The organism is Streptomyces sp. enrichment culture (assembly GCF_964273145.1).
Taxonomy (GTDB): domain Bacteria; phylum Actinomycetota; class Actinomycetes; order Streptomycetales; family Streptomycetaceae; genus Streptomyces.
Genome location: NZ_OZ186873.1, coordinates 6435132 through 6457236, shown reverse-complemented (window position 1 = coordinate 6457236; position 22105 = coordinate 6435132). Strand labels below are relative to the sequence as shown.

The following is a 22105-nucleotide window of genomic DNA, read 5'->3' as shown; positions in this document are numbered from 1 at the left end:
GCAACCCAGCGCAGCTCTCCCGCACGAGGAGCACCATGAGCAGCCGGCCCGCCGACTCCGCCACCGCCCGCCCCACCCCCGAGGAACCGTCCGCCGGTCCCGGCACACCGGCGTGGTCCTTCGAGACCAGGCAGGTCCATGCCGGTGCCGTGCCCGACCCGGTCACCGGTGCCCGCGCCACACCGATCTACCAGACCGCGTCGTTCGTGTTCCGGGACACCCGGCACGCCGCCGACCTGTTCGCGCTCGCCGAGCCCGGCAACATCTACACCCGGATCCACAACCCCACCCAGGACGTCTTCGAGCAGCGGATCACCGCCCTGGAGGGCGGCGTGGCGGCCGTGGCGCTGTCCTCCGGGCAGGCGGCGGAGACCTTGGCCGTCCTCACCCTGGCGGGCGCCGGCGACCACATCGTCTCCAGCGCCTCCCTCTACGGCGGCACCTACAACCTGTTCCGCCACACGCTGCCCCGGCTCGGCATCGAGGTGTCCTTCGTCGACCCGGACGACGCGGAGGCGTGGCGGGCGGCGATCCGGCCGAACACCAAGGCGCTGTTCGCGGAGTCGCTGGGCAATCCTCGCGGCAACGTGCTCGACGTGCGGGCGGTGGCCGACGTGGCGCACGCGGCGGGCGTTCCGCTGATCGTGGACAACACGGTGCCGACCCCGTATCTGCTCCGCCCCCTCGAGCACGGCGCGGACATCGTCGTGCACTCGGCCACGAAGTTCCTCGGCGGCCACGGCACCGCCATCGCGGGCGTGGTCGTGGACGGCGGTACCTTCGACTTCGGCGCGCACGCCGACAGGTTCCCGGACTTCACCGAGCCGGACCCGAGCTACCACGGCCTGCGGTACTGGCCCGCGCTCGGCCCCGGTGCCTACGCGGTCAAGCTCCGGGTGCAGTTGCTGCGCGATCTCGGCCCGGCGCTCTCCCCGCACTCCGCGTTCCTGCTGCTCCAAGGCGTGGAGACGCTGAGCCTGCGGATGGAGCGGCACACGGCCAACGCCCAGGCGCTCGCGCAGTGGCTGGAGCAGCGGGACGAGGTCGCCGCCGTGCACTATCCGGGCCTGCCGTCCAGCAGGTGGTACGAGGCCGGGCAACGGTACCTGCCGCGCGGTGCCGGTGCGGTCGTCTCCTTCGAGCTGCGCGGCGGTGTCGACGCGGGCCGGCGGTTCGTGGACGGCGTGGAGCTGTTCAGTCACCTCGCCAACATCGGTGACGTACGCAGTCTGATCATCCATCCCGCGTCCACCACGCACAGCCAGTTGGACGAGGACCAGTTGGCGGCCACCGGTACCGCGCCGGGGCTGGTGCGCCTGTCGGTGGGCATCGAGTCCCTGGCCGACCTGAAGGCGGACCTGGAGGCCGGTTTCCGTGCGGCCAAGGGCGCGTAGATGCGCGCCGTCACCGCTGTCGAGGCGCCCCTGCCGCCGCCCACCGGGGCCTGGCGGGAGGGGGACCCGCCAGGCCGGCGCCGGTGGCACGAAGCGGAGAAACCACTGCCGTTGGAGGCGGGCGGCGAACTACCGGGTGTGCGGATCGCGTTCGAGACCTGGGGGACGCTCGCGCCGGACCGCTCCAACGCCGTACTGGTGCTGCACGCGCTCACCGGGGACAGCCACGCCGCGGGCCCGGCCGGGCCCGGGCATCCGACGCCCGGCTGGTGGGATCCCCTGATCGGTCCGGGCCGGGCGCTGGACCCCGGCCGCTGGTTCGTCGTCGCGCCGAACGTGCTCGGCGGCTGCCAGGGCAGCACGGGGCCGGCCTCCCCGCGTCCCGGCGGCGAGCGGTCGTGGGGCGGGGCGTTCCCGTTCCTGACCCCGCGCGACCAGGTGGCCGCGGAAGCCGGTCTCGCGGACGCGCTGGGCATCGACCGGTGGGCGTTGGTCGTCGGAGGCTCGATGGGCGGGATGCGGGCCGTGGAGTGGGCGGTGTCGTACCCGGCACGAACGGGCGCGCTGCTGCTCCTGGCGACGGCGGCGGCGGCGAGCGCGGAGCAGATCGCGTGGGCCCACATCCAGGTGCGGGCCATCCGCGCGGACCCGAACTGGCAGGGCGGCGACTACCACGACACCGGCCGCGGGCCGCACACCGGGCTGGGGCTCGCCCGCCGGCTGGCCCACGTCACCTACCGCAGCGAGCCGGAACTCCAGGTCCGCTTCGGCCGTCTGCCGCAGGAGGCGGAGGACCCGTGGCGGGGCGGCCGCTACCAGGTGCAGTCCTATCTCGACCACCACGCGGCCAAGCTGGTACGGCGTTTCGACGCGGCGAGTTACGTCGTCCTGACCGAGGCGATGAACGCCCACGACGTGGGCCGGGGCCGCGGCGGTGTGCGGGCCGCCCTGCGGCGGGTGACCGTGCCCACCCTGGTCGCCGGGGTGGACTCCGACCGCCTCTACCCGCCCGCCCAGCAGGCGGAACTGGCCGCGCTGATCCCGGGCGCCGACGGACTCAGGGTGATGGAGTCGCCGTACGGGCACGACGGGTTCCTCATCGAGACCGGGCAGGTGGCAGCGCTGGTCCACGAGCTGCTGGGCTGAAACCGGTACGCCCTCGTTGCGGCCCCCCGCTCCCGTTGCCCCGGCGGGCGCCTTCACCGTTCCGGCCGACTCCATGGAGCGGACCGGCAGGCTCGCCGCGGCCCCTTCAGTCCGGTATACCGCTGGGGATTCCGAGTCCGCGGCCTCGACAGAGGTCCTTTCGCTCCTCCACGTGCAGAGCCACGACAACACGCCGCTGGCCCTCGGGCTCGGACGCCCACCAGAGGTCGTACGCCTCCTTGGAACCCCAGGACGACACCCCCGGTTGGCCTCCTCTCCGTCTCCGGACCAGCAGCGAAGGCGCGGCGCATCCCTTCCGGCTGGGTCGCGGGCCGCCGCGCCCGCTCGAAGTCCTCCGTGGCGCCCGGTTGGAAGACCTCGGCGCGGGCGGGCGCCCGGTCGGGCCGGGTCCGGGTACCGATCCCCTCCTTCAGGAGGGCCCAGAAGCTCTCCGCGGCGGCATTGTCGAAACATGACCCAGTCCGCCCGCAGCTCTGCCGGAGTCCCAACTCCTCTATTCGGCCATGTCCTACGTGGTGAGGGAGACGTTGGCTCGGTATGGGGCGGGGAACGCAGAACGCGCCTGATGAGACGGTGTTCGTCCATGTGCTGGTCAGCGGGTGCGCCCGGCGGTCGCTGCCGCCCTGCTTCGGGGTATCGAAGTCGACCGTCCACCGCCGGTTCCTGATCTGGTCGAGGGCGGGCGTATGGGGCCGGCTCCACGAAGCCGTGCTGCACCGCCTGGACGATGTCGGGCTCCTGGACGTCTCCCGCGTCACCCTCGACACCGCCCACGTCAGGGCCAAAAAAAGGGGGCGAACACACAGGTCCGAACCCCGTGGACCGGGGCAAGCCGGGTTCCAGGATGCACATCCTGCCGGACGCGAACGGCCTGCCCCTCCTTGGAGGCGTCTCCGCCGGCAATGTCCACGACAGCGAAGGACTGAAGCCGATGGTGGAGGGGCACCAAACGAGACACGACCCCCACCGCGGTCGCCGCTTCAAACCCCAGCGCCTCCACGCCGACAAAGCCTACGACCGGGCCGATCTGCGCAGATGGCTGCGAGGCAAGCGGATCGGCGTACGGATCGCCCGCAAAGGCATCGAGTCCGGCGAGGGATGGGGGCGCCGCCGATGGGTCGTCGAGCGGACGATGTCCTGGCTGTCCGGCTACCACCGCCTCAACCCTCGCTACGAACGCGATCCCCGCAACCACCTGGGGTTCCTCGGTCCTGCCGCCGCCCTCTGCTGCCACAAGCGACTCATCCACCTCACAGGTAGGACACGGTCCAATCCGCCTGGCCTCACACCGCTCGGCGCGAATGGCTGGAGGCCTGGACCTGACCGCAGGCCCATCGGCGCCGTCGGACCATGCCGCGGTCAGGCGGAGGGGCGTTTCCTGGTGCCGCCGCCGCGGCCGTTCAGCGGGATCAGCGTCTCCAGGTGGGCACCTTTGACCCAGGAGCCCAGCAGGTCGCGGTTCAGGGCCACGATGTCCTGGCGCAGCGCCAGGCCCAGCGCGGCTTTCGTGAACGTGCGGCAGGTGGTGACGAACAAGGCGACGTCCGCGCCGTGCTCGAGGCGGGCGGTGCCGACGAATTTCTGCATGTCCTGCGAGGACACGCTCCGTTGCGGCGCGTACTTCTTGCACTGGACGACGAGCTTGCGGCCGTCGGCCAGGTAGCCGACCACGTCCGCGCCCAGGTCGCCGCTCCTGCCGCTGACCACGACCTTGGTGCAGCCGTCCCGTCGGCACAGCTGCGCGATGTACGTCTCGAACTCCTGCCACGACAAGGCGTCGACCTCGGCCATGGACAACTCGCACGCCCGGGCCTCCTCCTGCGCCCGCCACGCCCGGTCCTGGCCGACCGCGCGACGGTGCGCCCGCAGCAGCACCCAGGTCGCCCCGCCCACCGCGGCCACGGCGAGTACGGCCACCAGGACGGGCCACACCCTCGACCAGTTCCCGGCGGCCCACACCACTGCTGCCGACGCCGCCACCGCGCCCCAGGCCCGCAGTCGCCTGCGGGTCCGCTTCCTCAAGCGCCGGCGCCGTCGGCGTGTCGCCATCACTTCCCCGTTCCCCCATCCCGTGATGCGCAGGGTGCGCCAGCGAGCACCGTCCGGACCGTGCGGCTGCGGGGGCTCATCGACTGGCCTGGGTGACGCCGCTCGCGAGCTGCCCCAGGATGTTCGCGATCCCCTCACCGACCGGAGTGGGAGCGATCAGGACTCCCAGCGCCAGAACGATGGCGACGGTCAGCCTCTCGTCGAAGCGGCTGCGGGCCTCCGTACGCCGCCGCAGCCGCCAGACGACGATGACTGCGAGCAGCACCGCCACGTTGATGGTCACCAACCGCCCCGACCTCCCCGCCGATCGGCCTTCACCCCGCGGACGGCTGAATGCCGCCGCCGGCTTTCCTGTGTAGCGGCGTCTTGGTGATGTCGGAGGCGGGTTGCCGACGAATGGCACAAAGCCATCGGGCCTGACCGAATAGCGCGCTGGATCAGTCGTGGACGTGCACGGTGCCTTCCGTCAGCGCGCTCCGCGGCCGGCTGATCACCCCGCTGACACGGTGACAGCCCGCGTGGCGGGGTCGGCAGTGGTCGAGACGGCATCAGCGAGGGGGCTTCCGCGGACGCGCGGATACGGCGCGCGCTGGTCGGCGTGACGAGGAGGCGTACACCGCGGGGTTGGGCGAGGGGCCGTGACGCGTCCGGTCATGATGCCGCTGGCGCGCGGCGAGCTGGTCGGGCTGGTCGGGCTGATCCGGGTGCGTCCGCTCACGGTGGGGCAAGACGCGCTCACCGGGATCGTGGAACTCGCGAACGTCGCGGCGGCCGGCGCGGACGAGGTGGTCCTCACCTGGAAAACCTACGGTGTCGTCACCGCTTGCAAGCTACCGGTCGTCAGCCCGGCCCCGGCCTGGAAGGGCCACCCGGGGCGCGTACACGCCGAGTACGCGGGTGAGGTCCGTCCGCCCTCGCCTCTTCCCGGACGAGCCGCCGGCGGCGTCGCCCGGGAGTCCGTCAGGTCGGCGTGTGCCGCGGTCGGGTGATCCGGGGGCCGGGGTCACCGTGGCTCGCCGGGGGCCGGATGGGGGCCGGGGGCCTCCGGGCGGTGCCGGGCGGCGGGGTGGTGCCGGTCGGGATCGGCCAGCCAGTGGTGGACTGCGAGGGCGGTGGTGCGGGCGTGTTCCTCCAGCACGGTGAAGTGGTCCCCGGGCACGGTGACCTCGGTGTGCGGCAGGCTCCAGGCCGGGGCGGGCTCGGTGCCGGGCAGCGGATCCCGGGCCCGTACGAAGAGGGTGGGAGAGCCGAGCGGCGAGGGGTGCCAGCCGGCGAACAGCTCGAAGTACCCGGCCATGGCGGTGAGCCGGTCCGGGCCGGCCGAAGACAACTCCGCGGCCCGGTGCAGCATGTCCGAGGTCATCGCGGAGAGCGGCTGCCCACGGTCGTCGCTGCTCGGGTAGGTGTCCAGCAGGACGACGGCGAGCGGGGCGGCGCCTTCGGCCGCCAGTCGCTCGGCCACGGCGTGGGCCACCCAGCCGCCGGCCGAGCGGCCCAGCAGGGCCACCGGTCCGTCACCCGCGATCGCGCGGACGGTGGCGGCCTGGGCGGTGACGAGGGCGTCCAGGGTGGCCGGCAGCGCCTCCCCGGCCCCGAAGCCCGGGTGCCGCACCGCCGACACCGGCCGCAGGCCCCGCAGCCCGGCGCCGAAACGCGCGTACTCCTGGGGTCCCGAGAGCACGCTGAGGGCGGGGAAGCAGACCAGCCGGGGCCCCGTGCCGCCCGGTGCGAGTGTGACGGGGTCGAGTGCCGCGCCGGGAGCCCCGGCGCTGTCGAAGAGCGGGCGCAGGCGTGCGGCGATGGTGAGCAGCGCCATGCCGTCCCACGTCCGCCCGCGTTCGCAGGCGGTACGGAAGAGCGCGCCCAGGGAGGCGTCCGGAGCAGCTGCGGCGTCCGGGCGGCCCGCCACCCGCGCCGGGATTTTCGGCCGGCCGGCCGCCCCGGGGCCGCCGGGGGCGCTGTCGTGCGCCGGAGGACCGGAGCCGTCCGGTCGGCCGGCGGCGGCCGGCCCTGCGGGGGCGGCGGGAGGAGTCGCCTCCCGGGCGTACCGCTGCGCCAGCTCGGCGGCGACCGCTCGCGGGGTCGGGAAGTCCAGCAGCAGCGTGGCCGGCAGCGTCAGCCCCGTCGACGTCACGAGCAGGTTGCGCAGTTCGACCGCGGCCAGGGAGTCGAGCCCCAGGTCCGCCAGCAGGTCGTCGCCGTCGATCGCGCCGGCCCCCTCCGGGTGTCCCAGGACCGAGGCCGCCAGGGCCCGTACCTCCGTGAGCAGCAACCCGCCCCGCTCGTCCGGGGAAGCGTCCGCCAGCCGTCGGCCGAGCGGAGCCCCGCCGCCCGCTGCGGCGGGGGCGGGCGGCCGGGACCGGTCCCCCGCCGGACCGCCACCGCCGGGGATGCCCGGACCGAGGCGGGCCGCCACCACCACCGGGTCGTCGCCCGCCACGGCGGAGTCGAAGAGGGCCAGGCCCTCGTCCTCCTCCAGCGGGCCGAACCCCGAGCGGGCCATCCGCCGCAGGTCCGCGTCGGTGAGGTGCGCCGTCATGCCCGCGTCCTGCCGCCAGGGGCCCCAGACGATCGACGTACCGGGCAGACCGAGCCGCCTGCGGTGCTGTGCCAGTGCGTCCAGCACGCAGTTGGCGGCCGCGTAGCCGGCCTGACCGGCGGAGCCGAAGGTGCCCGCCACCGAGGAGAACAGCGCGAACACGGCCAGGTCGCACCCCCGGGTCAGCTCGTGCAGGGCGAGGGCGGCGTCCGCCTTGGGCCGCAGCACCCGCTCCAGGCGGTCGGCGGTGAGCGCCGGGACGATGCCGTCGTCCAGCACTCCCGCGGCGTGCACCACGCCGGTCAGCGGATGGGCCGCCGGCACCGAGCCGAGCAGGGCGGCGAGTGCCGTCCGGTCCGCGACGTCGCACGCCCGGACGGTCACCTCGGCGCCCGACTCGTCCAATTCCGCCACGAGTTCCCTCACTCCCGGCGCGTCCCGTCCGCGCCGGCCGGCGAGCAGCAGGTGCCGGACGCCATGGGCGGCGACCAGGTGCCGTGCCACGAGCATGCCCAGGGCACCGGTGCCGCCGGTGACCAGGACGGTGCCCTTCGGGCCGAGCCGCCTTGCGGGCCGTCGTTCCTCCGTCGTCCCGGTCACCGGTACCGGTTTCGGTACGTACGCCGTTCCCCGTCGTACGGCGATCTCCGGCGCCGCAGCGGCCAGCAGGGCGGGCAGGGAGCGCCAGGAGCCGGGGTGAGCGTCCGTGTCGATCAGGGCGAAGCGGCCCGGGTTCTCCCGCAGGGCCGAGCGGACCAGCCCCCACACCGGCGCGTGGGCCGGTACGGAAGCGCGTCCGCCGGAGGCGGCCCGGTCCGCGGCACCGGTGCCGCCGCCGTCCGGGGTGACGGCGCCGGAGGTGACGAGGACGAGGCGGGAGCCCGCCGGACGCGGGTGGGCGAGCCACTCCTGTACCAGCTTCAGTGCCCAGCCCGCCGCCCACCGGGCCTGCGCCGCCGAGTCCCGTGTGTCACCGGTCGCCTGCGGTGGTGGCGGGCAGGGCGCGACGAGGACGGCCGGGGCCGCGCCGTCCGCCTCGGGGCCGGCGTACACCGGAACGCCGGAGCCCGGGGGCGCGAGCACGTCCACCAGTGGTGTGCCGGCCGCCGACAGAACGCCCCACGGGGGCACCGCCGCGGGTGCGGGCGGCTCGGGCAGCGGTACCCAGGCGATCCGGTGGAGCATCCCGGTGACCGCGGCAGCCGTTCCCGGTCCGGTACGCGGAAGGGACCGGAGCGTCAGCGAACGCACCGTCGCCACCGGCGTGCCGGACGCGTCGGTCAGCTCCAGCCCGGCCCGCCCGTCCGGCCCGGGCGTGATCCTCACCCGCAGCCGCCGCGCGCCGGCGGTGTGCAGCCGCACCCCGCCGAAGGCGAACGGCAGGGACACCCCACCGCCGTCCGTCCCGCCGGGCTCGAGGGCGCGGCCGTCGAGCGCCAGGGCGTGCAGCGCCGCGTCCAGCAGGGCGGGATGGAGCGCGAACTCGGGGCCGTCGGCCTGCGGGAGCGTGGCCGCCGCGGCTTCGGGCAGCGCGACCTCGGCGTACAGATCGGCCCCGAGCCTCCAGGCCGCGCGCAGACCGCGGAAGGCGGGGCCGTAGCTCAGCCCGCTTTCGGCCAGCCGCTCGTACGGATCGGCGTCCGGCCGGCCGGCGTGCAGCGGTATCGCGCCCGGCGGTGGCCAGGGTCCACCGCGGTCCGCCGGCTCCGGCTCCGGCTCCGGCTCCGGCTCCGGCTTGAGCGTCCCGGAGGCGTGCCGCTGCCAGGGCCGGTCACCGGCCGGCGTGTGCGGCCGGGCGTGGAAGACCACGGCCCGCCGTCCCGCGCCGTCCGGCCCGGACACCTTCACCTGCAGCTCGACCGTGCCGTCCGCGGGCAGCGACAGCGGCGCGGTCAGGGCGAGTTCGTCCAGGACGGGCGTGCCGGCCGATTCACCGGCGTGCAGGGCCATCTCCACGAACGCGGCCGCCGGCAGCAGTACCGTCCCCGCCACCACGTGGTCGGCCAGCCAGGGCTGGTCGTGCGCCGGGAGCAACCCGCTCAGCAGCAGCCCGTCGTCGTCGGCCGTCACGGTGCGGGACGACAGCAGCGGATGGGCCGGGGCGCGGGTGCCCGACCGGGGGGCGGCCGGGTGCCGGGGGGTGGCGTCGAGCCAGTACCGGCGGCGCTGGAAGGCGTAGGTGGGCAGGGTGACGCGCCGCCCGCCGCGTCCGGCGAGGACGGCCCGCCAGTCGACGGGCACGCCATGGGTGTGCAGCGCGGCCACGGTGTCCAGCAGGGCGTCCGCCTCCGGCCGCGCCCCGCGCAGGGTCGGCAGGACCAGCGGCGTCGAGGTCCGCTCGCCGGCAAGTTCCCCGTCCGTGCCCGTGCCCGCCGGAGCCGCTCCGGTCGCGTCGAGGCAGCTGTGGACCAGGCCGGTGAGCACGCCGTCCGGCCCCAGCTCGACGTAGTGCGCCGCGCCCCGGTCCCGGAGGTGCGCCACCGAATCAGCGAAGCGGACCGGGCGGCGCACGTGGTCCACCCAGAACGTGGGCGAGCTCAGCTCCTCCTCGGTGGCCGCCCGGCCGGACACAGCGCTGATCAGGGGAGTCCGCGGCGCGGCGAAGGAGAGGCGCCGCACCACGTCCGCGAAGCCGGCCAGCACGGGTTCCATCCGCGCGGAGTGGAAGGCGTGACTCACCCGCAGCGGCGTGGCGGACCGGCCCCGCTCCCGGAAGTACGCGACGGTCTCCCCGACCGCGGCCTCGTCCCCGGAGACGACCACCGAGGCGGGCCCGTTGACGGCGGCGATCTCCACCGCACGCCCCACCCCGGCGAGCCGGGCGGCCGCTTCGGCCACCTCGTCCGGGCCGGCGGCCACGGCGGCCATCGCACCGCCCGCCGGCAGCGCGTCCATCAGGCGGCCCCGGGCCGCCACCAGGGTGCAGGCGTCCGCGAGGGACAGCACCCCGGCGACATGCGCCGCGGTCACCTCGCCCACCGAGTGCCCGGCCACCAGGTCCGGGCGCACGCCCCAGGTTTCGAGCAGCCGGAACAGGGCCGTCTCCAGGGCGAAGAGCGCCGGCTGCGCGAACCGGGTCGTGTGCAGGAGCGCGCCCGCCTCCGTGCCGGAGCCGGCGAACACGACGTCCCGCAGGGGCACCGGCAGCAGCGGGTCGAGCAGGGAACAGCTCTCGTCGAACGACCGGGCGAAGCCCGGATGCAGTTCCCGGGACTCGTACAGCTCACGGCCCATGCCCGCGCGCTGGCTGCCCTGGCCGGTGAAGAGCAGGGCCAGCGGGCCCCGGCGGCGGGTCGTGCCCGTCCGCACCCCGGGCCGGCTTCCGCCCTCCGCCACCGCCCGCAGGGCGGCGAGCAGTTCCGCACGGTCCCGGGCCACCACCACGGCCCGGTGTTCGAAGGCCGTGCGGGTGGTGGCGAGCGAGTACCCGATGTCCACCGGGGCCGCGTCCGGGTCGGCGGCCACCCGGTCGTACAGCCGCCGCGCCTGGGCCCGCAGCCCCGGCCCGCTCCGCGCCGACACCGCGACCGCCACGGGCGCCGGCACCGGAGCGGCCGCGGGTGCCGGCGCCGCCCCGCCCTCGGCGCGGCCGCTCCCGGCCCCGTCACCGGCCGCGGGAACCGGCGGCGGGGCGTCCCGATGCACCGGGGCCTCCTCCAGCACCACGTGGGCGTTGGTGCCGCTGATGCCGAAGGAGGACACCCCCGCCCGGCGCGGGCGGCCCGTCCTCGGCCACTCCGCCTCCCGGGTCAGCAGCGCCAGCCGCCCCGACGACCAGTCGATGCGGGGGTTCGGTTCGTCGGCGTGCAGCGTGCGCGGCAGCACGCCGTGGGCCATCGCCTGCACCGTCTTGATCACGCCCGCCACCCCGGCGGCGGCCTGGGTGTGACCGATGTTCGACTTCACCGAGCCCAGCCACAGCGGACGCTCCCGCGGCTGTCGCCCGTACGTCGCCGAGAACGCCTCCGCCTCGATGACGTCGCCCAGCCGGGTGCCGGTGCCGTGCGCCTCCACCGCGTCGATGTCCCCGGGGGCCAGCCCCGCGTCCGCGAGGGCCTGCCGGATCACCCGCTGCTGCGCCGGGCCGTGCGGTGCCGTCAGCCCGTTGCTGGCCCCGTCCTGGTTCACCGCCGAGCCGCGCACCACGGCCAGCACCGGGAGCCCGGCGCGGCGCGCCTGGGACAACCGGCTCAGCAGCAGCATGCCGGCGCCCTCGGCCCATCCCGCGCCGTCGGCGGACGCGCCGAACGCCTTGCAGCGGCCGTCCGGGGCCAGCGCCCGCTGCCGGCTGAACTCCACGAACGACGAGGGCCCCGACATCACCGTCACCCCGCCGGCCAGCGCGAAGGAACACTCGCCCCGGCGCAGCGCCTGGGCCGCCAGGTGCAGGGCCACCAGGGACGACGAGCACGCCGTGTCCACCGTGAGGGCCGGGCCCTGAAGGCCGAAGGTGTAGGCGATGCGGCCCGAGGCGACGCTTCCGGCGCTGCCGAGGCCGAGGTAGCCCTCGACGTGCTCGGGCACCTCCGTGACGCGGCCGGCGTAGTCGCTGTACATCAGCCCGACGTACACCCCGGTCGACGAGCCGCGCAGGGTGCGGGGGACGAGACCGGCGCGCTCGAAGGCCTCCCACGCCACTTCGAGCAGCAGCCGGTGCTGCGGGTCCATGGCCAGGGCCTCGCGGGGGGAGATGCCGAAGAAGCCGGGGTCGAAGCGGTCCACGCCGGCCAGGAAGCCGCCCTCACGCACATACGTCCGGCCGGGCCGGCCGGGGTCCGGGTCGTACAGCGTCTGCGTGTCCCAGCCCCGGTCGGTGGGGAACGGACCGATGGCGTCCCTCCCGTCGGCCACCAGCCGCCACAGCTCCTCGGGGGAGGTCACGCCCCCTGGATAGCGGCAGGCCATCCCCACGATCACCACGGGATCGCCGTCCGGCCGGACCTCGCCCCGATGCGCGGTCCCGGCGCCCGGCGGTGCGGCGGCGCCGCGCGAACGGAGGTGGGCGGCGAGCGCGGCGGCCGTGGGGAAGTCGAAGGCGACGGCCGCGGAGAGCGGCAGGCCGGTCGCCGCCGCCAGCCGCTCCCGCAGCACCGTCGCCGTCAGCGAGTCCATGCCCAGGTCCCGGAGCGCCGTTTCGGGCTCCACCGCCTCCGCCGTACGGCCGAGCACGGCCGCCGCCTCGCCGCGCACCAGGGCCAGCAGGTCCACCGCCGGCTCCCCGGCCGCCCTCGCGCCCAGCGTGCGCGCGGGCCGGCCGGCGAGGGCGTGGCGCCGGACCTTCCCGGAGGCGGTACGGGGGATGTCCGCCACCTCGTACAGTTCGGCGGGCACCTTGGAAGGGGACAGTTCCGCGCGGCAGGCGGCGAGGACCGCTCCCCTGTCCGGTGCGCCGCTGCCCGGCGCGGGGACCAGATAGCCGACCGGCACCTCCCCGAGGACGGGGTGCGGGCGTCCGGCCACGGCGGCGTCCGCCACCCCGGGCAGCCGCCGCAGCACCGCCTCCACCTCCGAGGGGTGGATGTTCTCCCCGCCCCGGATGATCAGCTCACTCGCCCGGCCGGTGATCGCGAGTTCGCCGGACGCCTCGATCCTGGCCAGGTCGCCGGTGCGGAACCAGCCGTCGCGCAGCACCTCGGCGGTGGCCTCCGGCCTGCCGTGGTAGCCGACCATGACTCCGGGCCCGCTCACCCACAACTCGCCCTCGCCGGTGTCCTGTCCGTCCGCGCCGCCGCCGACCCGGACCCGGGTGCCGGGCAGCACCCGGCCGCACGAACCGGCCGCCGATGTGCCGCCCGGTGCCGCCATGGTGACCGGGCCCGCCTCGGTACTGCCGTAGTGCTCCAGGTAGGGGACCCGGCAGGTCGCCTCGAAGGAGTCGCGGAACCCGGGCCCCGCCGGGGCGCCCCCGCTGACGCATCCCCGCAGCGCGGGCGCCCCGAGTCCGCCGCCGTTCCCGTCGACCTCCTCGCCCCGGACCGCGTCGAGCAGGGCCGAGTACGTCGTCGGCACCCCGCCGAGGAGGGTGTAAGGGGCGTCCCTGCGGCGCAGTTCGCCGAGCACCTCCGCCACCGAGAACCGGGGCCGGAGCACGGCGCTCGCCCCGGTCGCGGTCACCCCGAGGACGCAGACCACCTGGCTCATGGCGTGGTGGAGGGGCAGCGGCCACAGCACCCGGTCCCGGGCCGACAGACCGAGGACGCCGACGAGGCCCGCCGCGACCGGCGCGAGGCGGTTGCGCTGGGTGGACAGCACTCCCTTGGGCGTGCCGGAGGACCCGGAGGTGTAGAGCAGCCACGCCGTCTCGTCCAGCCCGAGATCGTCCCGGGCGGGCGTCCCCGGCTCCGTGGACACCAGTTCCTCGTACCGCAGGACGCCGCCCGCCGCGCCGGCCCCGCCCGCCGGCGTTCCGAAGTCCCCGGACGGCGGGGCGCCGTCGTCCTCCTCACCGCCCTCGGCCACCACCACGATCAGCCCGGGGCGGGACAGCAGTCCCGGCCGGCGCGCCAGCCGCGCCTCGTCGGTGATGAGCACGCGCGCGCCGCAGTCGTCCAGCAGGCGGGCCAGTTCCGCCTCCGGGCTCCCGGGATCCAGCGGTACGCCCACCCCGCTCGCCCGGGTGACGGCGAGCAGGCTCTCGACCGCCTCGACGCGGTTGCCGAGCAGGACGGCCACCCGCTCGCCCCGCGCCAGACCGGCCCTGGCCAAGTGGCCGGCCAACCGCCCGGTCCCGCGCTCCAGGTCCCGGTAGGTCAGCCGCGTACGGCGGTCCTCGAAGGCGACCTTCTCCCCGAGCGACCGGGCGTGCGCCCGAAGCGTCCTGGGCAGCGGCCTGATGACGTCCGCGTCTGCGCTCACTCGCTCGACCCTCCCGTGGACTCGTAGGTGAAGATGGCGGCGGGTCCCGCCCGGTTCCCTCGGGCCCCGGCACGGTGGCCGTCGCGAAGCGGGCCGCCGGCTGCCGTCTCCCGGCACGACGACCGCGTCGGCGGCTCTCGCGGCCGTGGTCTGCCCGAACACGAACGCGCGTGGCGACAGGCCCTCCCGGCCGGCCGGCGGGCGGACACGGTGCCCCGCCGCTTCTCGTCGTCGACGTGCCCGCTCGCGTTCGGCCGCGAGCGGGCCGCCCCGGCCCTGCCCCTCCGGCCTTCCGGCGCGAACGCCGCCGGTGAGCACCTGGCCGAAGGCATCGAAGCATTCGGCAAGGCGCTCACCGAAGCGGGGTCGCCGAAGACGGACGCGCCCGCCTCCCGGACGAACCCGCCGAACAGCACGGACACGCACCTGGAGGGGGTGAGCGGACAGAACTCGTGCGGGCGTCAGCTCCAGACCCGCCGTTCCTCGCTGCGGGGGTCGTCGACCTGGGACCACTCGGCGTCGATGTGCATCGTGGCCCTGCGTTCGGTGTCGTACGGGTCCCAGCCGGGGTCGCCGGTGGCGGCGAACCGGATCCAGGTGCCGTGCGCGCGGGCCGCCGTGTCGTCCACGTCCTCGGCGGCCGCGGCGGCGCGAACCGGCCGGCGCCCAGGGGAGGGGCGGCGTAGGGGATGTCCAGGAAGGCGGCGGTGCCGTCGTCCCGGCGCAGGCCGCGGACGGCTCCCTGCGCGGTGGTCACGACGGGGCCGGGGTGGTGGCTCATCTCCGGTGCCTTTCCGCGGGCTTCAGCCCTGCTCGGTGTACGGGGTGAAGGGCGCCCAGCCCTTGACGGCGAAGGCGCCCCCCTCGCGTACGACTTCGGCGGCGCCGTGGCCGCCCAGGTGGGCCGGGATCAGCAGGGCGTTGTTGTCGGCCGCCCAGCCCAGCACCCTGCGGCGGGTGGCGCGGGCTTCGGCCGGGTCCTCGCAGAAGCAGCTGTTGACGTCCGGCTCCAGGATCTGCACCGGGCTGTGCAGCATGTCGCCGACGAACACCGCGCGGTCCGTGCCGGAGGCGAGGGTCAGCACGGAGTTGCCCGGCGTGTGCCCGGGGGCGGTCTCCAGGCGCAGGTTCGCATCGATCCGGTGGCTGTTCTCCCACAACAGGGTCAGGCCGGCCCGGTGCACGGGGGCGACACTGTCCTCGAAGACGTTCTGGTTGCCGCGACCGAGCAGCGACTGGTGGCCGTTCCCTGGGTTCCAGAAGTCGAAGTCTTCCTTCGGCATCAGGTAGGTGGCGTTGGGGAAGGTGGGCACCCAGTGCCGGCCGTCCAGGTAGGTGTTCCAGCCGACGTGATCGATGTGGAGATGCGTGTTGACCACGATGTCCACGTCCTCCGGCCGGACACCGGCCCGGGCGAGGTCGGCCAGGAAATCCGTGTCGAGGTGGCTCCAGACCGGGGCGTAGGGACGCTCCTTGTGGTTGCCGACACCGGTGTCGACCAGGATCGTCCTGCCCTCGCTGCGCAGCAGCCAGGTCTGGACCGCCGCATTCACGATGCCGGTCCCGGGATCCAGGAAATGCGGGGCCAGCCAGTCGGCGCCGCTCTCCCAGACCTCCTTCGAGCTCTCCGGGAGGAAGGTGTCGGGTGTCATGCCGACAGGACCGAAGTACTCCCGCACCCGGGTGATGGAGACGTTGCCGAGGATGATCTGTTCCATGGGGGTGTCCTTGGAGTCCGGAGGATCTGCTCAGCCGTGCGAGCGGCCCTGGCGGGCCCGGTGTCCGCCGGGTGGCTCGACCTGTGTGCGCGGCTTTGAGCACGGGGTGTTTTCTCCTGCGGCCGGTGAGAGGGCGAGGCCGCTGCCGTTCCGAGTTCCGTTCCTGTCCGAGTTCCGTTCCTGGATGCCTCGTCGGCGAACACATGACGGCCCGGCCGCGGTCGACGGGCCGGAGCCGAACGCGTATCGGCCGCTCGTCGGTCGTGCGGCAGGCGAGGGCCGTCCCGGTTTTCACATCACGGCCGTGCCGACCGGCCTGGGCGCGTCCGCACCGGTCGGCCGGACCGGTGCGGCGCACCGCGGTGGCCGGACCCAAAAGGCGCGGCGCCGGGACGCCCACGCTCCCGGGGAGGACCGAAGCGGTGGGGCGGCGGCCCGAGGTGGGCGGGGCCGGGGCCGTACGGGCGCGGTCAGGGTCGTGTCGAGACGATCGATGTGCGGCAGCGGGCGTCGCTCGGCGACGGCCGGCCGCGGAGCACGCGGCGCTCACCCGCCCGTAGGGACAGTGTCCTGACGCCGTCTCCGGCGGTGGCGGTGGGCAAGGCGGCCTCCTGAGCGAGTGCGGGGAAATCGGTGGGGCGCCTTCGACTTCACCCGGGACGCGGGCGCGGGACCAGACCCGCCCTTTCCTATCCACAGCCGGGTCAGGCTCGGTGCCGTGAGGCGGCCCATACTCGAAGCCATGGACGGCAGGACGCAACTCGGGGACTTCCTGCAGACGCGGCGCTCCCAGCTGCGACCGCAGGACATCGGAATGCCCACCTACGGGGAACGCCGGCGTGTGCCGGGGCTTCGGCGCGAGGAACTGGCGCTGCTGGCGGGGGTGAGCACCTCCTACTACACGCGGCTGGAGCAGGGACAGTCGCTGCGGGCATCGCCTGAGGTGCTGGACGCGATCGCCGGGGCGCTGCGGCTGGACGAGTCCGAGCGGCGGTACCTGCACGACCTGGCCCGGGCGGGCAGGCAGCGCACCCGGGGTCGGCGTCCGGCGCCGGAACGGGTGCCGGAGGCGACACGCCAGTTCCTGGACGCGCTCGGCACCATTCCCGCGATCGTGCTCGGCCGGCGCAGCGACGTACTGGCCTGGAACCGGCTGGGCCATGCGCTGTTCGCCGGGCATCTGGACTTCGGCGCCCCCGACCTGCCGGCGCGGCGTCCCAACATGGCCCGGCTGGTGTTCCTCGACGACCATGCCCGTGACCTGTACGCGGACTGGCCGAGCAAGGCCAGGGCCATGGTCGGCAATCTGCGTCTGGTGGCGGCCCAGCACCCGGAGGACGCGGCACTGCACGCGCTTCTGGGTGAACTATCGGCGAAGAGCCCCGAGTTCGCCTCGATGTGGGCCGACCACCGGGTGAAGGCCTGCACCGCCGCCGACTACGAGATGCGCCATCCGCTGGTCGGACCCCTGACCGTCATCCAGCAGGCCATGAGCAGCGGGCGGGGCCCCGTCGTCGTGGTCGCCACCGCGGAGGCGGGCTCGCCGTCGCAGGCCGCTCTCGCCCTTCTCGCCCAGGCCACCGGCCCGGGTGCCGCGCGGGACGATCCGTCCTCCGGCGCGGTACATCCACGGTCCCGCACCGGCAGGGGCTGACACCCGCACCGTCACCGGGCGCTGTCCCAACGCGCCGGCGCCCGTCCCCTGCCCGAACCCGGCCCTGTCCCGTCTCGCCTCAGGGCTCCCGCGACACGGACGGAGGGTCGGCGGGCCGGCGGGTTCCGGATGCGGTCGGTCGGGCGCCGGGGCCCCGGGACGGCTCGGCCGGCCCGGACAACGACTCTGGCCGGATGTGCCCTCCGCAATCTCGGCCGTGCCCGTCACACTGGTGCGTCCACATCACCCGCGCCTCCCCTCGGAGGACCGCGTCCGGAAGGCTCAGGATGCTGCCAGAGACGACGCCGGAGGACGGCGGCACGACGGATCCGCCGCCCGCCCGTGACAAGCGTCCGCCCGAGCGCGTCGTCCTGCGCGCCGACCTGCGCGCCGCGCTCCCCGACGCGAGTGCCGCCGTCCTGGTCACGGCGGGCGTCTTCGCGTTCCTGTACGCCCGCATGGAGTCGGGTGACTCGGCGACGGTCGCTGTCATGCCGTTCATGGATGACGCCGGCACGTACTGGATGTATCTGCTCAGCCAGGCGTTCGGCTGGTCGGGCCTGCTGTGGGCCTGGGGCACGGTCATGCTCGGTCTGCTGCTGTCGGGGCCGCGCCCCGCCCGCCTGCCGGTGCCCCGGCAGGCGCTGGAACGCTGGCACCGCACCACGAGCCTGACCACGATGGCCCTGATGTTCGCGCACGCGCTGATGTTCGCGGCGGAACTCGTGCGCTACGAGGCGCGGTTGGCGTGGATCGAGCGGTTGTGGGCGGGGTTCGCCGACACGTTCGTGCCCGGCTGGTACGACTCGGGCACCGGCCGGATCGCCATTCCGCTGGGGCAGGGCGCTCTGTATCTGGCCATCCCCCTGAGCTTGTTGTTCTACGTCCGCCACCGCATCGGCGCCAACACCTGGCGCCGGCTGCACCGCTTCGTCATCGTCGTGTACGTGCTGAGCGTGTGGCACACCCTGCTGTACGGCACCAACGTCTGGTACGGCGAGTGGCCGCGCACCGTCCTGTGGCTGCTGCAACTCCCGGTCGCGGCGCTGCTGCTGGCCCGGCTGCTGCGGCCTGCCCGGCGGGCCGAGCGGCTGGGCGCACCGACGCGGCGCGAGGGTGTGCCGCTGCCGGGCCGGGCGATGGCGGGCTGGGTGACGCGGGCCGCCGGCCGGGTGGCCGCCGGGGCCGCCGTGGTGGGCCTCGTCGTCGTGGTGGCGTCCGGCCATGACGGTGGCCGGGAACGTCCGGCCGAACCGCCCGCGACGAGTCCGCACGCGCACGAGCCCGAGTGATCCCCGGCCGCCGGCTGGTGGGATGATGACCGGCGACAGGGCGACGACGGTCCGAGGAAGCCGGTACGAGACCGGTGCGGTCCCGCCACTGTGATCGGTGAGCGGATCCCGAACAGGCCACTGCCCCGCGGGGGGCGGGAAGGCCGGGACGAGCTGTGACCCGGGAGCCAGGAGACTCACGTCGTCGCCTCCTCGAAGGACACCGGGGCGGATCTCCCCGGGGAGAGGGGTGTTTCGGCGTGCCCGAGACAACGGACGGCGGGGCGTTCGGCGCCGAGGTGACCGCGCGGCCGGCCGGTGGTGTGCCGTGCCGGGTCGTCGTGTGCCGGGACTGCTGCTGCGGCACCTCGAAGGTGACCGGCGTGGACCACGCGGCCCAGACCGCACGCCTGCGCGCCGAGGTGCCCGTACGCGTCTCCGCCTGCCTGGACGTGTGCGAGCAGGCCAACGTGGTCGTCGTGCAGCCCTCGTCCGCCGGGCGCGCGGCAGGAGCGCGACCGGTGTGGTTCGGCCTGGTGAACGACCCGGACGCGACGGAGGACATCGCCGCCTGGGCCAGGGCGGGCGGCCCCGGCGTCGCACCCCGGCCGGAGATCCTCGACCTGTACGCCTTCAGCCCGTCCGGCCGCCGTACGGCCCCCTGAGCGACGCGGACCGCCACGGCTCGAAGCGGCAGCGGAACGAGTCCGCGGGCGGGGCGGCGCGGGCCGAGGAAAGCGACGATGCCCTTGCCTCCGTGGGACGGGCGGGCCAGGCCCCGCGGCACCCCGACGTCGTGGCGGGATTCCCCGCCCGAGCGACACATGTCCGTCCCCGTGCCCCGCGGCAGCCGCCCGGAGCAGCGGACCGGCCTTGAGGACCAGCCGTGCGGTGCTCCCGGTCACCGCTCCCGGGGGGCCGGGGACGGTGCCGGGCCGGTGCTGCCCCGCGGGACGAGTTCCACCGGCAGGACCACGTGCCGTTCCCGGTACGCCTCGGGGTCGTTGATCACGCCGTGGGCCAGCTCCGCCGCCACCTCGCCCAGCCGGCGGGCCGGCTGGGCCATCGTGGACAGGTCCCACGGTCCGGCCATCGCGTGGCCGTCGAAACCGAGGATCGACATCCGTTGCGGCACCGGGATGTTGCCGCCGCGCAGCACCGTGAGGAGCCTGAAGGCGATGTCGTCCGTCTCGGCGAAGATCGCCGTGGGCGGCTCGGCGAGGCTCAGCAGCCGCCCCATCGCCGCCTCCAGGCTCGGCCCCTGCCAGTGCGCGACCTGGCAGACGAGGTCGTCGTCCCGGTCGATGCCCGCCTTGGCCAGGGCCGTGCGGTACCCGTCGAGGCGGGCCCTGCTGCTCCAGGCGAAGCCCGAGGCGTCCGCGGGCTCCAGGTAGGCGATGCGCCGGTGGCCGAGGTTGAGCAGGTAGCGGGTGCCGCGCTCGGCGGCCTCCGCGTCGTCCACGTAGACGCCGGCCCTGCCCTGTTCGTGCTGGCTGACGAAGACCAGCGGCATGCCCAGGTCGTCCAGGCGGGCGCGTTCCCCGGGGGAGAGCGCGAAGCTGACGACCAGCAGCGCGTCGGCGTTGCGGCGGGCCGGCAGCCGGTCGAAGAACCGGGCGCGCTGCTCGGCGGTGGTAACGCTGTAGACCAGCATGTCCAGGCCGGCCGCGTTGAGCGCGGGGCCCAGTCCGGCGAGCGCCGCGCCCAGGAACCACGAGTCGAGGTTGGGCACGAGCACGGCGACCCGGCCCGTGCGCCCGGTGACCAGGCTCGACGCGCTGCGTGAGATCGCGAACGACAGCTCGCGCGCCGCCTTCTCCACGCGCGCCCTGGTCTCGGGTGACACCGTCGACAGGCCGCGCAGGGTGCGCGAGACGGTCGAGGGAGACACTCCGGCCCGCTGGGCGACATCCGCCAGCGTGGCCCCCTTCTCAACGGGTTCACCGGCCATGTGCGGGACGCTAACACAGCGGCCACCGCACCAGATCAACATGGTGACAGCGCTGTCATACCAATCTCCCTCAGCAACAAACCTGTCGTGACCGTTGACACATCATCAGGAGCCTCCCTACGGTGACAGCGCTGTCATCAGGCAGTCCGAGAGGGGAGGAGTACGCCGTGTCCCTGCACCGCAGAGCCCTGCTGACGGGCGCCCTGGGCGCCGCCGCGGCAGGTCTGCTGTCCGGCTGCGGAGGGAAGGACCTCGACGACCTGCTCGCGCAGGCCTCGACCGTCCCCCGCAAACCGGCCCGGCTGACCTGGTGGGTCTCCGAGATCCCCTCACGGCGGGGCGCCGTCGTCGCGGACCTGGTCATCCGCGCCTTCGAGCGGCGGTATCCCCGCATCCGCGTCTCGAAGATCAACGCGCTGTCCACCTCGGACGGCAACCGCAGCGCCATCGCCACCCAGCTCGCCGGCGGCTCCCCCCAGCCCGACGTGTACCTGGGCGACACCACGTGGCCCGCGCAGTTCGGCCACTCCGCGCTCGCGCTGCCGGTGGAGAAGCTGCTGCCGGACGGCTTCTGGGACTCCTACCCGCAGGCCCTGCGCAGCGGTTCGACGTACCGGGGCAGCGTCTACGCGGTGCCGTTCTTCACCGACAGCACCTACCTCTTCTACCGCAAGGACCTCCTCGCCAAGCACGGGCTGCGCGTCCCCCGCAGCTGGGAGGAGCTGCTGCACACCGCCCGCACGGTGCAGCGGGCCGGTGACACGGAGGCCGGGTTCCTGTGGCAGGCGGCGGTGACCGAGTCGCTGACGGCCAACGTCACCGAGTTCCTCGCCGACGCGGGCGCCGCCGTCCTGGACGAGCGGGGCGGGCCGGCGCTGGGCGGAGCGGAGGCGGAGCGGGCGTTCTCGCTGATGGCCGAGTTGACCTCCCGCGGCGTCACGCCCCGCACCGTCGCCACGTACCAGGAGTCGGACTCGCAGGACGCCTTCGTCAACGGGCGCGGGCTGTTCCTGCGCAACTGGTCGTACGCCTGGGTCAACGCCGGCACTCCTCAGGTCTCCCGGGTGGCGGGCAGGATCGGGGCGGTGCCGCGTCCGGGCTTCGAGGGCACCGGCCGCTCCGGCGTCTCCTGCGCCGGGGGCTGGAGCAACTTCGTCAACCCCAGTTCCCGGGAGCTGGGCGCCGCCATGGAGTTCGCCCGGTTCTGCGCCTCGGGCGAGGTGCAGCGCCTGCTGGCCCGGGAAGCCGGTGTCGTCCCCGCGATGACCTCCGTGCTCGACGGCCCGGAGGCACGCGCCGCCGGTGACCCGACCGTCCTGCGCGCCGCCGACCTGAGGCTGGTCTCCCGGCCCGTGCAGACCCCGTACTACCCCCAGGTCAGCAAGGCGCTGTACACGCCGGCGAACGCGGTCGTGCGCGGCAGCCTCTCCCCCGCGGCCGGCGTGCGCGCCGCGCGCGAGGGGCTGCGCACGGCCCTGGAAGGAAAAGCGCTGTGAGTTCCGTACCG

Annotated in this window: 13 protein-coding genes, 2 pseudogenes and 1 riboswitch; of the genes and pseudogenes, 8 read left to right on the top strand and 7 right to left on the bottom strand. The window is 74.8% G+C overall.

The genetic code is table 11. The features are described 5' to 3' along the window. The first annotated feature begins 35 nt into the window (after nucleotides 1-35). The 3 genes and pseudogenes from ACSU6Z_RS28555 to ACSU6Z_RS28545 form a co-directional block, all read left to right on the top strand. Nucleotides 36-1394, top strand: a complete 1359-nt coding sequence (locus ACSU6Z_RS28555) for a bifunctional o-acetylhomoserine/o-acetylserine sulfhydrylase (RefSeq protein WP_437049990.1) — start codon at nucleotides 36-38, stop codon at nucleotides 1392-1394. Next, nucleotides 1395-2540 (top strand): homoserine O-acetyltransferase MetX, encoded by a 1146-nt coding sequence (gene metX / locus ACSU6Z_RS28550; protein WP_437049988.1) that lies wholly within the window; start codon nucleotides 1395-1397, stop codon nucleotides 2538-2540. 561 nt (nucleotides 2541-3101) lie between these two features. After that, nucleotides 3102-3816 (top strand): annotated as a pseudogene (locus ACSU6Z_RS28545) (IS5 family transposase); the annotation flags it as partial. Nucleotides 3817-3920: 104 nt separating this feature from the next. Here ACSU6Z_RS28545 and ACSU6Z_RS28540 read toward each other — a convergent pair. Both ACSU6Z_RS28540 and ACSU6Z_RS28535 read right to left on the bottom strand, forming a co-directional pair. Then, nucleotides 3921-4610: a restriction endonuclease gene (locus ACSU6Z_RS28540; RefSeq protein WP_437049987.1), complete on the bottom strand. Its 690-nt coding sequence runs from the start codon at nucleotides 4608-4610 to the stop codon at nucleotides 3921-3923. A 76-nt stretch (nucleotides 4611-4686) separates the two neighbouring features. Then, nucleotides 4687-4896: a hypothetical protein gene (locus ACSU6Z_RS28535; RefSeq protein WP_437049985.1), complete on the bottom strand. Its 210-nt coding sequence runs from the start codon at nucleotides 4894-4896 to the stop codon at nucleotides 4687-4689. Between the two features lie 352 nt (nucleotides 4897-5248). Here ACSU6Z_RS28535 and ACSU6Z_RS28530 point away from each other — a divergent pair, with 352 nt between their 5' ends. Further along, nucleotides 5249-5599 carry a hypothetical protein gene (locus ACSU6Z_RS28530; RefSeq protein WP_437049983.1) on the top strand — a complete coding sequence of 117 codons (351 nt, stop codon included), beginning with the start codon at nucleotides 5249-5251 and terminating at the stop codon, nucleotides 5597-5599. A 14-nt stretch (nucleotides 5600-5613) separates the two neighbouring features. Here the strand turns inward: ACSU6Z_RS28530 and ACSU6Z_RS28525 are convergent, their stop codons facing one another. From ACSU6Z_RS28525 to ACSU6Z_RS28510, 4 genes and pseudogenes are all read right to left on the bottom strand, one after another. Then, nucleotides 5614-14004: a type I polyketide synthase gene (locus tag ACSU6Z_RS28525; protein WP_437049982.1), complete on the bottom strand. Its 8391-nt coding sequence runs from the start codon at nucleotides 14002-14004 to the stop codon at nucleotides 5614-5616. Nucleotides 14005-14465: 461 nt separating this feature from the next. Then, a complete protein-coding gene (locus tag ACSU6Z_RS28520; protein WP_437050540.1) occupies nucleotides 14466-14633 on the bottom strand; it encodes a hypothetical protein in 168 nt (55 codons plus the stop codon). A 26-nt stretch (nucleotides 14634-14659) separates the two neighbouring features. Then, a pseudogene (locus tag ACSU6Z_RS28515) lies at nucleotides 14660-14785 on the bottom strand (carboxylesterase family protein); the annotation flags it as partial. 22 nt (nucleotides 14786-14807) lie between these two features. After that, a complete protein-coding gene (locus ACSU6Z_RS28510) occupies nucleotides 14808-15722 on the bottom strand; it encodes an MBL fold metallo-hydrolase (RefSeq protein WP_437049980.1) in 915 nt (304 codons plus the stop codon). Nucleotides 15723-16464: 742 nt separating this feature from the next. Between ACSU6Z_RS28510 and ACSU6Z_RS28505 the strand changes: the two genes are divergently transcribed. The 3 genes from ACSU6Z_RS28505 to ACSU6Z_RS28495 all read left to right on the top strand — a co-directional run bounded on the left by ACSU6Z_RS28505 (nucleotide 16465) and on the right by ACSU6Z_RS28495 (nucleotide 19312). Further along, a complete protein-coding gene (locus ACSU6Z_RS28505; protein ID WP_437049978.1) occupies nucleotides 16465-17376 on the top strand; it encodes a helix-turn-helix domain-containing protein in 912 nt (303 codons plus the stop codon). Between the two features lie 287 nt (nucleotides 17377-17663). Beyond that, complete coding sequence (locus ACSU6Z_RS28500) at nucleotides 17664-18668, top strand: ferric reductase-like transmembrane domain-containing protein (RefSeq protein ID WP_437049976.1); 1005 nt, start codon at nucleotides 17664-17666, stop codon at nucleotides 18666-18668. Between the two features lie 53 nt (nucleotides 18669-18721). Then, a riboswitch (cobalamin riboswitch) is annotated at nucleotides 18722-18846 on the top strand. Nucleotides 18847-18907: 61 nt separating this feature from the next. Next, nucleotides 18908-19312, top strand: a complete 405-nt coding sequence (locus tag ACSU6Z_RS28495) for a (2Fe-2S) ferredoxin domain-containing protein (RefSeq protein WP_437049975.1) — start codon at nucleotides 18908-18910, stop codon at nucleotides 19310-19312. A gap of 236 nt (nucleotides 19313-19548) precedes the next feature. Here the strand turns inward: ACSU6Z_RS28495 and ACSU6Z_RS28490 are convergent, their stop codons facing one another. Then, a complete protein-coding gene (locus ACSU6Z_RS28490) occupies nucleotides 19549-20598 on the bottom strand; it encodes a LacI family DNA-binding transcriptional regulator (RefSeq protein WP_437049974.1) in 1050 nt (349 codons plus the stop codon). Between the two features lie 167 nt (nucleotides 20599-20765). On the opposite strand from ACSU6Z_RS28490, the gene ACSU6Z_RS28485 reads away from it, so the two are divergent. Further along, nucleotides 20766-22094, top strand: a complete 1329-nt coding sequence (locus ACSU6Z_RS28485) for an extracellular solute-binding protein (protein WP_437049972.1) — start codon at nucleotides 20766-20768, stop codon at nucleotides 22092-22094. Nucleotides 22095-22105 lie beyond the last annotated feature (11 nt).

Bases quoted from the DNA above. Each gene is read 5' to 3' on its own strand.
- ACSU6Z_RS28555 (WP_437049990.1), top strand. From the start codon at position 36: ATGAGCAGCCGGCCCGCCGACTCCGCCACCGCCCGCCCCACCCCCGAG.
- ACSU6Z_RS28490 (WP_437049974.1), bottom strand. From the start codon at position 20,598: ATGGCCGGTGAACCCGTTGAGAAGGGGGCCACGCTGGCGGATGTCGCC.
- ACSU6Z_RS28500 (WP_437049976.1), top strand. From the start codon at position 17,664: ATGCTGCCAGAGACGACGCCGGAGGACGGCGGCACGACGGATCCGCCG.
- metX (WP_437049988.1), top strand. From the start codon at position 1,395: ATGCGCGCCGTCACCGCTGTCGAGGCGCCCCTGCCGCCGCCCACCGGG.
- ACSU6Z_RS28505 (WP_437049978.1), top strand. From the start codon at position 16,465: ATGGACGGCAGGACGCAACTCGGGGACTTCCTGCAGACGCGGCGCTCC.
- ACSU6Z_RS28510 (WP_437049980.1), bottom strand. From the start codon at position 15,722: ATGGAACAGATCATCCTCGGCAACGTCTCCATCACCCGGGTGCGGGAG.
- ACSU6Z_RS28540 (WP_437049987.1), bottom strand. From the start codon at position 4,610: ATGGCGACACGCCGACGGCGCCGGCGCTTGAGGAAGCGGACCCGCAGG.